11 protein-coding genes are annotated in these 15,156 nt (G+C 60.0%); 4 read left to right on the forward strand and 7 right to left on the reverse strand.

Annotated features, from left to right (window positions below; genetic code table 11):
- Positions 1–307: 307 nt before the first annotated feature.
- The 3 genes from KZH41_RS08345 to KZH41_RS08355 all read right to left on the reverse strand — a co-directional run bounded on the left by KZH41_RS08345 (position 308) and on the right by KZH41_RS08355 (position 5,458).
- Entirely contained in the window at positions 308–2,485 is a 2,178-nt protein-coding gene (locus KZH41_RS08345; RefSeq protein WP_242154811.1) for a hypothetical protein, read from the reverse strand.
- Between the two features lie 203 nt (positions 2,486–2,688).
- The gene (locus tag KZH41_RS08350; RefSeq protein WP_242154812.1) at positions 2,689–4,953 is read right to left on the reverse strand and encodes a putative bifunctional diguanylate cyclase/phosphodiesterase; all 2,265 of its coding nucleotides are present in this window, start codon (positions 4,951–4,953) and stop codon (positions 2,689–2,691) included.
- A gap of 139 nt (positions 4,954–5,092) precedes the next feature.
- Entirely contained in the window at positions 5,093–5,458 is a 366-nt protein-coding gene (locus KZH41_RS08355) for a YkgJ family cysteine cluster protein (protein WP_094952952.1), read from the reverse strand.
- A gap of 252 nt (positions 5,459–5,710) precedes the next feature.
- Between KZH41_RS08355 and KZH41_RS08360 the strand changes: the two genes are divergently transcribed.
- On the forward strand, positions 5,711–7,057 hold the full coding sequence (locus KZH41_RS08360; RefSeq protein ID WP_094952951.1) for a spinster family MFS transporter: 1,347 nt from the start codon (positions 5,711–5,713) through the stop codon (positions 7,055–7,057).
- A gap of 1,129 nt (positions 7,058–8,186) precedes the next feature.
- Here KZH41_RS08360 and rapA read toward each other — a convergent pair.
- Entirely contained in the window at positions 8,187–11,033 is a 2,847-nt protein-coding gene (rapA, locus tag KZH41_RS08365; protein WP_094951554.1) for an RNA polymerase-associated protein RapA, read from the reverse strand.
- Positions 11,034–11,250: 217 nt separating this feature from the next.
- Between rapA and KZH41_RS08370 the strand changes: the two genes are divergently transcribed.
- Complete coding sequence (locus KZH41_RS08370) at positions 11,251–11,592, forward strand: aspartate-semialdehyde dehydrogenase (protein WP_242154814.1); 342 nt, start codon at positions 11,251–11,253, stop codon at positions 11,590–11,592.
- On the opposite strand, the gene KZH41_RS08375 is transcribed toward KZH41_RS08370, so the two are convergent.
- The 3 genes from KZH41_RS08375 to KZH41_RS08385 all read right to left on the reverse strand — a co-directional run bounded on the left by KZH41_RS08375 (position 11,589) and on the right by KZH41_RS08385 (position 14,201).
- Positions 11,589–12,770 (reverse strand): aminotransferase class V-fold PLP-dependent enzyme, encoded by a 1,182-nt coding sequence (locus KZH41_RS08375; protein ID WP_094951556.1) that lies wholly within the window; start codon positions 12,768–12,770, stop codon positions 11,589–11,591. The genes KZH41_RS08370 and KZH41_RS08375 overlap by 4 nt on opposite strands.
- Positions 12,767–13,237, reverse strand: coding sequence for a RidA family protein (locus KZH41_RS08380; protein WP_094951557.1), 471 nt, complete (start codon positions 13,235–13,237; stop codon positions 12,767–12,769). The genes KZH41_RS08375 and KZH41_RS08380 overlap by 4 nt, the downstream gene beginning before the upstream one ends.
- 91 nt (positions 13,238–13,328) lie before the next feature.
- Positions 13,329–14,201 carry a LysR substrate-binding domain-containing protein gene (locus KZH41_RS08385; protein ID WP_263274661.1) on the reverse strand — a complete coding sequence of 291 codons (873 nt, stop codon included), beginning with the start codon at positions 14,199–14,201 and terminating at the stop codon, positions 13,329–13,331.
- A gap of 158 nt (positions 14,202–14,359) precedes the next feature.
- Here KZH41_RS08385 and KZH41_RS08390 point away from each other — a divergent pair, with 158 nt between their 5' ends.
- Together KZH41_RS08390 and KZH41_RS08395 are read left to right on the forward strand one after the other, a co-directional pair.
- Entirely contained in the window at positions 14,360–14,845 is a 486-nt protein-coding gene (locus KZH41_RS08390) for a lipocalin-like domain-containing protein (RefSeq protein WP_094951559.1), read from the forward strand.
- 101 nt (positions 14,846–14,946) lie between these two features.
- A complete protein-coding gene (locus tag KZH41_RS08395; protein ID WP_094951560.1) occupies positions 14,947–15,108 on the forward strand; it encodes a hypothetical protein in 162 nt (53 codons plus the stop codon).
- Positions 15,109–15,156 lie beyond the last annotated feature (48 nt).

Here is a 15,156-nt window from a genome sequence, read left to right on the forward strand (position 1 = left end):
AAACGAGCGCCCTAAAAAGGTGCGTGATTTTCGCCGGTGTAAGTGTGTAGCTGAGTAACCGCTGACGCGGTGATGGCATCTTGCCGTAGAGAAAGGTCACAGGTGAGGGTGACGTGCACGTCACGGGAACAGTTTTGCGCGGGGCCGAAGGCTCGGGGAATTGTTTCTGGGTGTGGCGGGGATCTGGATTTTCCTTGCCTGACAGACCGCTATCGCAGGCAAGCCAGCTCCCACATTTGATCGGGTTCCACCGTTGGAATGCGGTCAAATGTGGGAGCTGGCTTGCCTGCGATGGCCGCGCCGCGGTCTACGCAGTCTTGCCGGTATGGTTATTCAACGAAATAACCTTGGTTTTCCCAATCCGATGACGATAGATCTCGCGCAAATACTTGATCGCCTTCTTCACACAGTCCCGTGACAAGCGAATATCGTTGATCGACACGAACTTCTCCTTGTCGTTGATCAACTCCCGATACTTCTTCTCGTACATCGGTTTGATCGCATACCAGTTGGTATCCAGAATCTTCGCCGGGTTCTCAAACTCATTGAGCAGTTCATCGATACGGCCTTCATCGAAGTCTTCATGGATGATGAAATCCAGGATCGAGTTGTCCAGCGTGTCATCAAACCGATACGGATTACGCGCAAAGCAGCGCTTGATAAACGCCACAATCAGCGTGAGGAAGTCGTCCGACAGGCACGGGCTCTTGGCGATCAACGTGGTCAGCGACAAGTTGGCCGAGGCGCCGATCACCAGCGCGTAACGCTTGAGCGTGGTGTTGGGGAACAGGCTGTTGAGGTGAGTCTTGAGCCGGTTCAAGTCCATGTAGGACAGCTTGTAGTCCTTGGGCAACGACACAATCGACACCACCGACGAGCAGTTCTTGAAGAAGTGCAGGTCATGCAGCGCCGCCGCGTCGTACCCGGAGTTCTTGTACTGCTCCAACGACGCCTTGTAACGCTTGGATTCAATCGGCAACAGGCTGATGCCCTCGATCGCCTGGGTGACTTTGTTGAAGTGCGGCAGGTCAATCGAGCGGAAAAACAGGTCATCAATGTTCAGCCGCTGCGGCTCTTTATCGAACACCTTGAACTTGTCGTTCGACGGCGCCGGGGTTTCCGGCACCACCGATTCGGCGTAGGCAATCGCCACCGGCCCCGCCAGGCTCATGAACAGGTCGTTGGCATCCAGGCGGATGGTTTCGCCGATGTCGATGCCGGCGCGACGGAAGTAGTTCTGGTCGTAGTCGGTGGTTACCGCCTGGGCCGTGAGGATGTTGAAAATCTGCTGGGAGATGTATTGGTTGGCGTGTTTTTCCATCGCATTAACGTCAATGTTCTGGATATTGCCGTCATCGCTCTCTTCGGCGTAACGCATGATGTCGTTGGAGATCAGCATCATCGCGTTCCACGGGCGGATGCGGCCTTTCACGCTGGCCTCGCTGCTGTCTTCATTGTCGAAGTTGTACGAAAAGTCCCATTCTTCCGACAGGTATTTGCACAGCAGTCGCCCGGCGTTGATGTGCAGCGCCTCGGACATTTCGCTGCGGTGGTCGGAGATATTCGGCAGCACACAGATGCCGCTGGTGAAGATCGGCTCGAAGACAAACGCGTGGCCGCTCTTGCTGTCGTGCTCGTCGGCGGGCTTGGTGTCGAACGTCTTGTTCATGTACGAGTGCTGCTGGGCCAGCCCGAATTCGGAGGCCATGCCCGAACCCGTGCCGCCGCCGGCGCTGAAGATCGAGAAGTACAGGCGCGACTGGTTGGCCTTGATGCCGCAGGAGTCGATCAGGTACGAGTGGATCATCTTCCAGTCGGGGCTGGAAAAACGTTGGGTGTCTTTGTTGAGGATGATCTTGGCCAGGTACTGGCCGAGGATCGGCGCGTTACCGGCGCCGCCGGCATGCACTTCCGACAGGTCCATGATCTTCATTTTGCTGTAGTCGCGCAGGAAGCCGCTTTTTTCGCCCTTGCGCGAGAAGCGGATGCGCCCGGCGATGTCCTTGTCCAGGTCGCCCAGCATCACCAGCGGCTCGACCAGAAACACCGGCTTGGTGGCCTTGCCGCCGCCCAGGCGCAGGTTGTTACGAAGCCACTGGGCCGGGCTGTAGCCTTTATCGGCTGACTTGTCTTCGGTACTGAATTCGTTCAGGTAGAACTTGCGCGCGTTGTACACCAACTCCGCCACGTCCAAGGCAATGTTGGAGCCGCAGCGGCCCAGGCCGATCAGGCACACCGAGGGGAATTCCTGCTCACTGCGCGCATCGGCGTCGCCTTCCTGCTGGGGCAGGCGCGGGAACACCATGTCGCGCAGGCCGTCGAGGTTGTCGAGGATGCGGTCGGTATTGGTTTCGGTGAAGTACAGGTACTGCTGGGTAGCCAGCGTGCGGGGGCTGCTCAATGACTTTGAACCTGAGGGTTTTTCCGCAGGAGCTGTGGGCAACACGTCGGATACCACGGTGGCAGAGTTATTTTTGGAGGTCATTGGGCGCCATGTGCCTGGACGGATGGCCGGAAAAATCAGGCAGCCATCACTGAATGAGAGTTCGCGACTTTACAGTGCGTCTGAGTCCGGGATGGTCGGGTTTAACCCTTATTTCTCAAGGGGAATCCGGGCCGGACTCTGATGAATCGGCCGTTCGTCGGCGTTCTTTAGCCAAGTGATGGCGAAATGCCAAAGATTCGGCGTCAGCGAATTGGCCTGACGGTAGACGTAGGCCCGATACGGCCTGGGGTGGGGTCTTTCGGCGCAGGGGACTCTCGGTTGCCCTCCACGCTGAACGGGTAGAGCGGGTTGCGCATCTGCATGCCCTGGATCACGCCGACGATGTCACTGAAAGGCACCGCCGGGCTTAGCAGGTAGCCCTGAACAAAATCACAGCCATGTTTGAGCAGCAGTTCGAATTGCGCCTGGGTTTCCACGCCTTCGGTGACGACCTGCAGGTGCAGGGTGTGGGCCATGCCGATGATCGCCTGGACGATCTCGATATCGGCGGTGGACTTGGGGATGTCCTGGATAAATGAACGGTCGATCTTCAAGGTATTGAGCGGCAGGCGCTTGAGGTACGCCAGCGATGAGTAGCCGGTGCCGAAATCATCAATGGCCAGCGACACACCCAAGGCGCGGATTTGCCGCAACAGCGCCAGGGTGCTGCTGATATTGCCCATCAGCGCGTTTTCGGTGACTTCCAGTTCCAGGCGGTTGGCGCCAATCCCGGCGAAGCGCAAGGCGGCTTCGATTTCATCCGCCAACTCATCACGAACCAGGTTCAGGGCTGAGCAGTTCACGGCCATGGTCAGCTCGGTGTAGCCACGGTCGGACAGCAGGCTCAAATCGTGACAGGCCTGGCGCAACACCCAGTGGTCCAGATCGGCAATCAAGCCGTTGCTTTCGGCGATGCTGATAAACCGCTCGGGGGCCAGCAGGCCGTGTTGCGGATGCTGCCAGCGCACCAGGGCTTCCAGGCGCGTGACCTTGCCTAGCTTCATGTCAAAAATTGGCTGATAGAACAGCACCAATTCGTTACGCCCGCGCAGGGCCGCGCGCAATTCCTCTTCTAATTGCAGTTCCATGAAGGCGCGGGTTTTAAGGTTGGAACTGAAGAAGTTCAGGCTGTTGCGCCCGGCGTCCTTGGACTGGTAAAGCGCCAGGTCGGCGGTCTTCAGCAGCTCTTCGCAGGTCAGGCCATCGTCGGGGAACAGGCTGATACCAATGCTGGTGGTCATCACCATGCGCCGGCCCGCCAATTCAACCGGTTCCTTCATTTTCTGCATGATGCGCTGCGCCATGTGCCGCGCTTCGTTGCGATGGTGAATGTTGATCAAGATGCAGAATTCATCACCGCCAAACCGTGCGACCACGTCGTCATGGCTGCGCACCGAGCTTTTGATATGCCCGGCCAGCACGGTGAGTAACAGGTCACCGGCGTCATGTCCGAGGCTGTCATTAATGCGCTTGAAGTGGTCGATGTCGAGGAAGATGACCGCCAACATGCCGTTGTAAGTGGTTTTTTCTGCGACCTTCTCTGCAAAGATCTGGTTAAAACCCCGGCGGTTAAGCAGGCTGGTCAGCGCATCGTAATGGGCCACCTGTTGCAGTGATGCGCGGGCCTGGTCAAGTTCGCTGAGCAGAGCGTTGACCCGGCGCAGGTCACGCTCCTTGTGCTGCAGTTTTTTGTCCGCCAAGGCGGCGCTGACGCTGCTGCCGATCACCAGCAGGGTGATCACCGCCACGGACAGGCCGAGCTGAATAGGGTTGTTGTCCAGCGGCAATGCGAGGTCAGCCCCGCTGGGCACCAGCATCTGCATGGCGGCCATGCCGGTGAAGTGCATGCTCAGGATACCGGCGCCCAGCACCAGGCTGGCGCCGTATTTGAGCAGTTGATAGAACACGCCGGCGCCGTTACGCAGGTAGCACGACAGCAATAACGCCGCCAGGCTGGCGCCAATCGCAATGCCGACCGAGGCCATGAACAGCCCCGAATCGAAGTACACCTGGGCCTGGGAGCGCATCGCCGACATGCCGACGTAGTGCATCAAGGCGATGCCGAGCCCCATCCACACCGATGCCAACAGGTACTGATGGAACCGTAACTGCGCATGACTGAGGGTTTGCATGGCAAACAGCGAGGCAATCAGGGCGATCACCAGCGAGGCAAACGTCATGAGTAATTCGTAATGAATGGCGATAGGCGCCTGGAAGGCCAGCATGCTGATGAAGTGAGTCGACCAGATGCCGCCTGCCAGGCAACCGGCGCCTACCCAGCGCCAGTGGCGCCGGGCGGTAGGGTCTTCGACATGGCTGACGCGTTCGGCCATGTCCAACGTACCGAACCCTGCCGCACACGCGACCAGGTAGGCCAGCAACACCAGAAAAGGGTTATGACTGCAATTGAGTAATAAATGCCCGTGATCTGGAAGCTCGGTAAAAAAATGCATACCTAGCCATTCCATAGCATGTCCCGTCAAAGTCAGTACGTCATTGCCTGCAACAATGGCCTATGACATCGAGTATAGAAGCCTCGCGGGATTTGCCAGGAATAATGGCACTTTGCTCTCAATGATTTTGGCATGCCTGCCATAGCGTTTGATGCTAAGCGCTGATCGGCAGGTCCAACTCGAACGGTGCCGGCAGCGGCGGCAAGCCAAAGGCGGCGCGTGCCTTATCGCAATCGACGTTCTGTTCACCCTGGCTCCACGACGCATCGAACTCGCGACACGGGCTTGAGCGCTGCTCATAGATCGTGCAACGGGTGCCCTTACCGACTTCACCTTCAAGGCTGCAGCAACGCGCGGGTTTCTGGTCGGTACCGATCATCGCCACCCGCGTGGGATTGATCTGCACCACCAAATCATCGGGCACCGTGCCCCCCGATGAGGCGCACTCACCCCAGAAGAAAGACACACGAAAGTGTGAACAGCAGGCACCGCAACTCAGACACGGACTGGCTTCGGACATGGGCGTCATCGATAAGAAAAGTAGGATTGGGGGTGTTACGGAAGGCTCGCCATTCTATCCGTGCCATGGCGGTTGGGAAGGGGGGCGCGAACTTATATTTTTGTAGGCAAAGTCCCGTGATACCGGGTGAAATCATGCCCTATCAGCTTTACGAATCATTACAGACAACCGCCCCCTGCCTGACTATGTTGCACAGACCGGGCAGGATGCATCGGGCATCGCAGCTCTCATAACAATAAAAGAGACGGACCCATGCAGAACTCGACCCAAGCGGCGAATGCCTGGCGCATTCTGTTCCTGCTGTTCCTCGCCAACTTGTTCAACTTCTTCGACCGCACCATTCCCGCGATCATCATCGAACCCATCCGCATGGAGTGGCACCTGAGCGACTTCCAGCTCGGCATCATCGGCACCGCCTTCACCATCGTTTACGCCATCGCCGGCCTGCCGCTGGGGCGCATGGCCGACACCGGCTCGCGCAGCAAACTGATGGGCTGGGGCCTGTTTGCCTGGAGCGGGCTGACAGCGATCAACGGCATGGTCGGCAGTTTCTGGACTTTCCTGCTGGTGCGCATGGGCATCGGCATCGGCGAGGCCAGCTATGCGCCGGCCGCTAATTCGCTGATTGGCGACCTGTTTCCCGCCCACCGCCGCGCCCGCGCCATGGGCATTTTCATGCTAGGGCTGCCGTTGGGGCTGTTGCTGGCGTTCTTTACTATCGGTTGGATGGTCAAGGCGTTCGACAGCTGGCGTGCGCCGTTCTTCATCGCCGCCGTGCCGGGGATGATCCTGGCGGTATTCATGTTCTATATCAAAGAACCCAAGCGCGGCGCGGCGGAAACCGTGCAAGTCTCCCAGGAGCGCGTCGACCGCCCGATCCGCCGCGTGCTGGCGGTGCCGACCTTCCTGTGGCTGGTGCTGGCCGGACTGTGCTTCAACTTCGCCACCTATGCGTGTAACTCGTTCCTGGTGCCGATGTTGCAGCGTTACTTCCTGATGCCGTTGCAGGATGCGGCCGTCGCCACTGGCGTCATTGTGGGTATCACCGGTCTTGTAGGCCTGACCTTGGGCGGCTGGATTGCCGACAAGATCCATCAGCGCGTCGCCAATGGCCGGCTGTTGTTCGCGGCGTGCAGCCTGATCATCTCCACCGTCACCACCGCTTGGGCATTGCATGCCGGGCGAGTCGAGATTGGCGTGTTTGTGGCGCTGTTCAGTGTCGGCTGGCTGTTTGCCTATAACTTCTACACCTGCGTGTATACGGCGATCCAAGACGTGGTTGAACCGCGCCTGCGCGCCACGGCGATGGCGCTGTTCTTTGCCGGGCTGTACTTGCTCGGCGGTGGCATGGGGCCGATTGTGGTGGGCGGGCTGTCTGATCACTTTGCCCATTCGGCCATGTATGCCGATGGCGCGGCGCAGATGACTGAGGCGTATAAAGCGGTGGGGTTGCATGACGCCATGTACCTGATCCCGGTGGCGCTGTTCCTGACCATGTTGTTTCTGTTTCAGGCGTCGCGCAGTTTTGTGCGTGATGCCAAGCGGATGAAGGATGGGTTGGGGGCGGTGGAGGTGCCAGCGGCTGCGGCTACCGCTTGAGACCGAGGTGACTCCATCGCAGCATAGGTATCTACGCAACTCGGGGTTAGGTAGATATGGGTACATATCCGTTGCTGCGATAACGGCTTCGTAGGGTTCCGCTCTTACAGCGGGTCACTTTTGGAAAAGAGCCCCAAAAGTAACCAAAGGGCTCTTGCCCCACCACTCGGCACCTCGCTTAGGCTCGGTGTGCCCTCACCCGGCTTGAATCCGTGGGCCGCCGCCATGGGCCATCCTGGCCCATCGCGGCTAACCCGGCGTCCTGCCGGGTTACCCACGGATTCAAACCTGCGTTCGGCCAGCGTGGTTTAACGGGGCGCCTCAGATCAAGATCAAAAGCAAGAGCACGGCGGCCTAGTAGCCGACCTGAGTGGTAGAAAGCAAAAGCAGGGCAAAAGCACAGCAGAAGCAGATCTGCTTTTCTGTGGGAGCTGGCTTGTCGGATCGCCGCACCGCTGCGATGCAGACACCTGGTTCCATCAGGTACACCGAGTTGATGCCATCGCAGGCAAGCCAGCTCCCACATTAGATTGAGTTCAGCTTCCAAGATTAGGTCGGCTTTCAGGCCGCCTCGGCTTTGCTTTTGATTTGCTTCAACCACTCAGGTCGGCTACTAGGCCGCCGTGCTCTTTGCTTTTTGATCTTGATCTTGATCTTAGGCGCCCCGTTAAACCACGCTGGCCGAACGCAGGCTTTGGCGGGGGTAAACCGGCAGGACGCCGGGTTAGCCGCGATGGGCCAAGGATGGCCCATGGCGGCGGCCCCCGCCCAAAGCCGGAGTGAGGGCACACCGAGCCGGAGGCGAGGTGCCGAGTGGTGGGGCAAGAGCGTTTTGGTTACTTTTGCGCTCTTTCAAAAGTGACCCGCTGTAAGAGCGGAACCCATAGCAGCCGTTACCCAAATAACGGATATGTACCCAGCGCCCCGCGACAACCAAAGAATTCAACCCATAAAAAGATGTGTAGATACCTATGCCCATCGCAGGCAAGCCAGCTCCCACAGGTGACTGAGTTGCAGCTTGGAAATGCATTCCCCTGTGGGAGCGGGCTTGCCCGCGATGAGGCCCGCAAGCCAAACAAAAAAAGGCCCGCATTGTGCGGGCCTTTTTATTAGCAGGGCAGGGCAGTGATTAGCCCGCCACCAACACCCGAATCGCTTCCAGTCGCAGCGCCGCCTTGTCGAGCATGGCCAACCCTTGCTCGCGCTGTTGGCGCAGGGCAACCAGCTCGCTGTCGCGCACGGTCGGGTTGACCGCTTGCAACGCGGTCAGGCGTGCCAGCTCTTCGTCGGTGTCCGCCGCCAGACGGCGCTTGGCTTCGGCCACACGCTCGGCATGGCGCGGGGTGATCTTCTCTTCGCCGGCATTGATGCGCGGCGTGAGTTGGTCGCGCTGGGCCTGGACGAACTTGTTGGCGCTGGCGCGTGGCACGCTTTCCAGTTGGTCGTTCAGGGTTTCAAACGACACACGCCCGGACAGGTCATTGCCATTGGCATCCAACAGGCAGCGCAACGCGGCCGGTGGCAGGTAGCGGCCCAGTTGCAACGAGCGCGGTGCAACCACTTCACTGACGTAAAGCAGTTCGAGCAACACGGTGCCTGGCTTGAGCGCCTTGTTCTTGATCAGCGCCACGGCGGTGTTGCCCATCGAGCCGGACAGCACCAGGTCCATGCCGCCCTGCACCATCGGGTGTTCCCAGGTGATGAACTGCATGTCTTCGCGCGACAGCGCCTGGTTGCGGTCGTAGGTGATGGTCACACCTTCGTCGTCGCCCAGCGGGAAGCTGGCGTCGAGCATTTTTTCGCTGGGCTTGAGGATCAGCGCGTTTTCCGAATGGTCTTCGCTGTCGATGCCAAAGGCGTCGAACAGGGTCTCCATGTAGATCGGCAGGGCGAACTGGTCGTCTTGCTCCAGGATGTCTTCCACCAGCGCATCGCCTTCACCGGCGCCGCCGGAATTGAGCTCCAGCAAGCGGTCGCGGCCGGTGTGCAGCTCCTGCTCCAGACGCTCGCGCTCGGCACGGGCTTCGTCGATCAGGGCCTGCCACTCGCTGTCGTCAGCGTTTTCCAACAGCGGCAGCAGGCGTGGGCCGAACTGATGCTGCAAGGCGTTGCCGGTCGGGCAGGTGTTGAGGAACGCGTTCAGCGCTTCGTGGTACCACTGGAACAGGCGCTCTTGCGGGCTGGTTTGCAGGTACGGCACGTGCAGTTCGATCACATGTTTCTGGCCGATCCGGTCCAGACGCCCGATCCGCTGTTCCAGCAGGTCAGGGTGGGACGGCAGGTCGAACAGCACCAAATGGTGGGAGAACTGGAAGTTGCGGCCTTCACTGCCGATTTCCGAGCAGATCAGCACCTGGGCGCCAAACTCTTCATCGGCGAAGTAAGCGGCGGCGCGGTCACGCTCGAGGATGTTCATGCCCTCGTGGAACACCGTGGCCGGGATGCCGGAACGCACGCGCAGGGCGTCTTCCAGGTCCATCGCAGTTTCGGCATGGGCGCAGATCACCAGCACTTTGGTGCGCTTGAGCATTTTCAGCTGGTCGATCAGCCATTCGACGCGTGGGTCGAAGCGCCACCAGCGGTTTTCTTCCTCAACGTCCGGCTGCGACTGGAAGCTGACTTCCGGGTACAGCTCGGCGTGTTCGCCCAGCGGCAACTCGAGGTATTCGTCCGGGTTCGGCAGCGGGTAAGCGTGCAGCTTACGCTCCGGGAAACCTTGCACGGCGGCGCGGGTGTTACGGAACAGCACGCGGCCGGTGCCGTGGCGGTCGAGCAGTTCACGCACCAGGCGCGCGCTGGCTTCGGTGTCGCCATCGTTGACGGCGGTGAGCAGCGCTTCACCTTCATCACCGAGGAAACCCTGGATGGTCTTGTGTGCGGTCGGCGACAGGCGGCCTTTATCCAACAGCTCCTGCACGGCTTCGGCTACAGGGCGATAGTTCTCGCTCTCGGCGCGGAAGGCGTGCAGGTCGTGGAAGCGGTTCGGGTCCAGCAGGCGCAGACGTGCGAAGTGGCTGTCCTGGCCCAGTTGTTCCGGGGTGGCGGTGAGCAACAGCACGCCGGGAATCACCTCGGCCAACTGCTCGACCAGCGAATACTCAGGGCTGGCTTTCTCTTCATGCCAGACCAAGTGGTGCGCTTCGTCGACCACCAACAGGTCCCAGCCGGCGGCGAACAGCGCGTCCTGGGCTTTCTCGTCGTCGACCAGCCACTCCAGGGCCACCAGCGCGAGCTGGGTGTCTTCGAACGGGTTGGTGGCATCGCTTTCGATGAAGCGTTCTTCGTCGAACAGCGCAACTTGCAGGTTGAAGCGGCGGCGCATTTCCACCAGCCACTGGTGCTGCAGGTTTTCCGGGACCAGGATCAGCACGCGGCTGGCGCGGCCCGACAGCAGCTGGCGATGGATCACCAAGCCGGCTTCGATGGTCTTGCCCAGGCCCACTTCGTCCGCCAGCAATACCCGTGGCGCGATACGGTCAGCGACTTCACGGGCGATGTGCAGTTGGTGAGCAATCGGTTGCGCACGTACGCCACCCAAGCCCCACAGCGAGGACTGCAACTGACGGCTGGTGTGTTCCAACGTGTGGTAGCGCAGCGAGAACCAGGCCAGTGGGTCGATCTGCCCGGCGAACAGACGGTCGCTGGCCAGACGGAACTGGATGAAGTTGGACAGTTGGGTTTCCGGCAGGGTGACCTGCTCGTTCTGCCCATTGAGGCCGTGGTAGACCAGCAGGCCATCGACGTCGTCGACTTCCTGTACGGTCATTTTCCAGCCTTCGAAATGGGTGATGCTGTCACCCGGCGAAAACCTCACGCGAGTGAGGGGCGCATTCCGTAGCGCATACTGACGAGTGTCGCCAGTGGCCGGATAGAGCACGGTCAACAAGCGCCCGTCCTGTGCCAGAACGGTGCCTAACCCCAGCTCTGCTTCGCTGTCACTAATCCAGCGTTGCCCCGGTTGATACTGCTGCGCCATGCTGCCTGACTCCCGCCGTGAAAAAGCCGACTATTCTAACGGAACACGGCTTCCAGACCAAAAGGATTAGGTGCAGCTTCGAGCTTTAAGCTACAAGCGGCAAGAAAAAGGGTGTTAGGTTGGCCCTATAGATGACGATTGGTTCACAAGTTGGCGGCTTGGTGCTCAAGTCGCCACCCTCGCAGCCGACAGTCTGCTGAACAGGAGACTAAACCCCATGCTGCCACCCATGCTGCCCTTGAGTGTTGTGCCGGTCACATCGCAACTTGATCCGGTGCGCCAGAAGCCGGATATCCCGCCCGTGGTGCCAGTACAGCCAGGCTCGAATGAAAGCACGATCGACCTTAAGAAGGGCGACGCCGAGCAGTCGACGTTCTTGTTGCGCGAAGAACAACGCCGCCAGCAGGAACAGCAGAAACGCCGGCGTGAAGCCGACGAAGACCCTGAGGAACACTTGGCGATCCCCGGCGATGTGCTCAACGCCGACAACACCGTGCCGGTGGTGCCATTGATCGAAGATGCGCCGCGCCAGGGTTTGTGGGTGGACGTCGAGGTTTAATCGCGCAATTCGCGCAGCGCCGCGATCAGCACTTCAATGTCGCGCTCGGTGTTGAGCGGGCTCACCGAAATCCGTGCAATGCTGCTCAGGCCACGCGCCTGCATGTCCAACGGCGTATACGCCACGCCATTCGCGCCGATATTGATGCGCTGCAATCCCAGGCGCCGCTTGAGTTCAAAGGCGTCCCAACCCTCAAGGTTGAAGGCGATCAGCCCTGAGTGACTCGCGCCTAAATCATGCAGGGAAATTCCCGGAATCTGACGCAACGCTTCACGGATTCCCTCGCTGAGCTGCAAGACCCTTTCCCACGTCCGCGCCACGCCCAGTCGATTAACCTCCTGCAACGCATTGCCCAAGCCTGCCAACAAGGCAAACGACACTTCGCTGGTTTCAAAGCGCCGTGCGTCGTCGCGCAGGTTGTAGCCTTCGGCGCTCCATGGCGCCGAAAATACGTCGCGCTGGGCGGGATTCAGCCGCTGGAGAAACTCCGGCCGCACATACAACAACGCGGTGCCGCGTGGCCCGCGCAGGTGTTTGCGCCCGGCCGACTTGAGCACATCACAGTGCAGCGCTTGCACATCCACCGGCAATTGGCCGACGGCTTGGCCGGCGTCGATGAAATAGGGGATGGCGTGACGCCGGGCCACTTCGCCGATCGCCTGGGCGGGGTTGATCAGCCCACCGTTGGCCGGCAGCCAAGTCAGGTCGATCAGCTTGACGTTGGCATCGATCATCGACGCCAACGCCACCGGGCAGGCTGCGCCGGTTGCATCGCAGGGAATGACTTCTATCCGCGCCCCCGCTTGCACCGCCAGTTGCATGCTCGCTAGGTTGCCGCCCCATTCATGACGACCAACCAGAATGCGCTCGCCCGGTTGCCATGGGCCCAGTGCCTGAAATGCCATGCTCCAGGCGGTTGAGCCGCTGCTGGCAAAGGCTATCGACGCGGTTGGCGCATTGAGCAATTGCGCGGCTGCGCGCCGGGCTTTTTCGACGAGGATGGCGCCATGCTCGCTGGCTTCCATCGGGCCGTCGCGGGCTTCGCGTTGCAGCTGGTCGATGATCGCATTGAGCGTTGCCTGGCTGGGCAGCGAGGCGCCGGCGTGGTTGAAATGCACGATGCCCGACTGGCAGCCGGGCGTGTCGTCACGTAGGTGCTGGACGTCGAGCGGGCTCACGGCTGCAACTCGAAAATCGCATCAACCTCCACGGCCACACCGGCCGGCAGGCTGGAAACACCCACGGCGGTGCGCACATGCCGGCCTTTGTCGCCGAGGGCGTTGACCACCAGGTTTGATGCGCCATTGGCGACCACGCTCTGGTGCTGGAAGTCGCCGCTGCTGGCAATGAACACACCCAGGCGCAGAATGCGCACCACACGCGACAGGTCATCACCCACTGCATCGCTTAACTGCCCGAGCAGGCCCAGCGCCGCGAGTTCCGCCGCCTGGACGCCTTCTTCATCGCTGAGGGTGTCGCCTAACCGCCCGACGTAGGCGGGTTTGCCTTCGACCATGGGAATTTGCCCGGAGATGAACAGTTGGTTCTGGCTGATCACATGATTGATGTAATTGGCCGCCGGCTGGCTGGGCGTAGGCAGCGTCAGGCCAAGGGCTTGCAGGCGTTGGCGGATGGAGTCGCTCATGTTGAATCCTCGAGGGTTGAGAGGTTTTCAGCATGTTGGTTGCGACGATGGGCGACAAACGGATAGATCTCATCTGACGTATCTAAAAAACTTATGCGTCGCTGCAGGCTTCCTTCAACCACTGGCTGAAGCATTCGGCCGCATCGCTGGCGGGGCCTTGGGGGGCGATCAGCCAGTAGGCGATTTCGCTGTGATAGGGCGGCCAGTCGAAGGCTTCCACCAGGCTGCCGTCCTGCAGCTTGCGTTCGATCAAACAGTGGCGGCCCATGGCGATGCCCTGGCCGGCCACGGCGGCTTCGACCACGATGTTGTAGTCGTGCAGCATCACGCGGGGGTGGCGCTCGAGGTCGACTTGATAATGCGCGGACCAATCGGTCCACTCGAACGGGCGGTGCGAGGTGGCCATCAATAATGCGCCGTTGTGCACTTGGCTGGCCTTGAACGCCGGGCTGCACACCGGCGAGATCACCTCAGGCATCAGCCGCGTGGCCTGTACATCGGGCCAATCACCCTTGCCGTAACGGATGGCCAGGTCGACCTCGGCGGCGGCCACGTTGGCAAACTGAATCGCCGGCAGCAACTCCACCTGGATGTGCGGGTAACGGTTGAGAAACCCGGCCAGGCGCGGCGCCAGCCACAGGGTAGCAAAGGATGCCAGCAGGCCGACGCGAAGCACGGTGGTACTGGGTGCTACTTTCTTGGCGCGTGTGGCGGCGGCGATGGCGTCGAGGGCGGGGCGGATTTCGGCGTAGTAACGTTGGCCATCGGCGGTCAGATCAATCGCTCGGGTGCGTCGGATAAACAGCGGTTTGCCCAGATGCTGTTCGAGCTTTTGCACCTGGTGGCAGAGGGCGCTCTGGGTGACCGACAACTCGTTCGCCGCCTTGATAAAACTCAAGTGCCGCGCCACGGCTTCGAAAGCGCGCAGAGCCAGCAGCGGCGGAAGGTCATTGTGCAGTGCCAACTGAATGCGCCTACAGAAAAGGGGGGAAGTTTCGATTTTGGGCGATGTCCTACCTTTTGTCGCCCTCTGATTCTGCTGTCGAAGCTAGTCGATATTTCTTACATCCCCTCGGGCATTAGTGCGCAAAGCTTTGTGTCTTTTTTTGACACGGTAGAGCGATGAAAAACCCTATGAAGGCAAATGTGATCGGGTTGGCCATGGCTGTCGGCCTTTGCGGGGCCGCAGCAGCGAGTGAATCACCGCTGGTCGGCGCCTGGAAGCTGATCGGTTATCAGGTCGAATCCCAGGAGACCCGTAAGAAAATCCCCGCGATGGGCAGCAGTCCTGCCGGCCGGGTTATTTTTACGGCGGATCATCGGGTGGCGTTCGTGTTGACCGGCGAGGGAAGGCAGGCGGGCTCTACGGACGCGGAAAAATCAGCGCTGTTGAGTACCCTGGTTGCCTACACCGGTATTGAGCGGGTTGAGGGGAACCAATGGTGCACGCAAGTCGATGCTGCCTGGAACCCGGAGTGGGTCGGCACGGTGCAGTGTCGCGACTTTCACATCGAGGGCGACACGCTTGAAGTGCTGACGCCTTGGCGGCAAATGCCGAACTGGCCGGGGATCACGCGTTCCATCATCACGTTTGAGCGCGATAAGTAAGCCAATGGGTGGGGCGCGTTGGGGATTTTTATCCCGGTATTTGCCGTCGGGCGGGGGAGGCCGCATTATTGAGGTATTCCCGCCACTACGTAAGCCAAGCCATGAGTGATGACGACAAGCTGGTCGACCTGAATGCCGAACGTGCCAAACGTGTGCATGACCTGAATGACAAACGCCTGAATGAAGTTCGCCAGGCGTTTGAGCAGGCGATGCCACTGGGCAAGGTTAAGAAAAAGTCGAAAAACAAGCCGAAAAAGCGATGAACTGACCTGAATCTGTTGATGCAGGTCAGTTATTGCCCTTCTTTACGC

This window comes from Pseudomonas sp. YeP6b, from assembly GCF_025642995.1.
Lineage (GTDB): Bacteria > Pseudomonadota > Gammaproteobacteria > Pseudomonadales > Pseudomonadaceae > Aquipseudomonas.

Coding starts and splice junctions, on each gene's coding strand:
- KZH41_RS08380 (WP_094951557.1), bottom strand. CDS start 13,237: ATGAGCGACTCCATCCGCCAACGCCTGCAAGCCCTTGGCCTGACGCTG.
- rapA (WP_094951554.1), bottom strand. CDS start 11,033: ATGGCGCAGCAGTATCAACCGGGGCAACGCTGGATTAGTGACAGCGAA.
- KZH41_RS08395 (WP_094951560.1), top strand. CDS start 14,947: ATGAGTGATGACGACAAGCTGGTCGACCTGAATGCCGAACGTGCCAAA.
- KZH41_RS08370 (WP_242154814.1), top strand. CDS start 11,251: ATGCTGCCACCCATGCTGCCCTTGAGTGTTGTGCCGGTCACATCGCAA.
- KZH41_RS08345 (WP_242154811.1), bottom strand. CDS start 2,485: ATGACCTCCAAAAATAACTCTGCCACCGTGGTATCCGACGTGTTGCCC.
- KZH41_RS08360 (WP_094952951.1), top strand. CDS start 5,711: ATGCAGAACTCGACCCAAGCGGCGAATGCCTGGCGCATTCTGTTCCTG.
- KZH41_RS08350 (WP_242154812.1), bottom strand. CDS start 4,953: ATGGAATGGCTAGGTATGCATTTTTTTACCGAGCTTCCAGATCACGGG.
- KZH41_RS08390 (WP_094951559.1), top strand. CDS start 14,360: ATGAAAAACCCTATGAAGGCAAATGTGATCGGGTTGGCCATGGCTGTC.
- KZH41_RS08355 (WP_094952952.1), bottom strand. CDS start 5,458: ATGTCCGAAGCCAGTCCGTGTCTGAGTTGCGGTGCCTGCTGTTCACAC.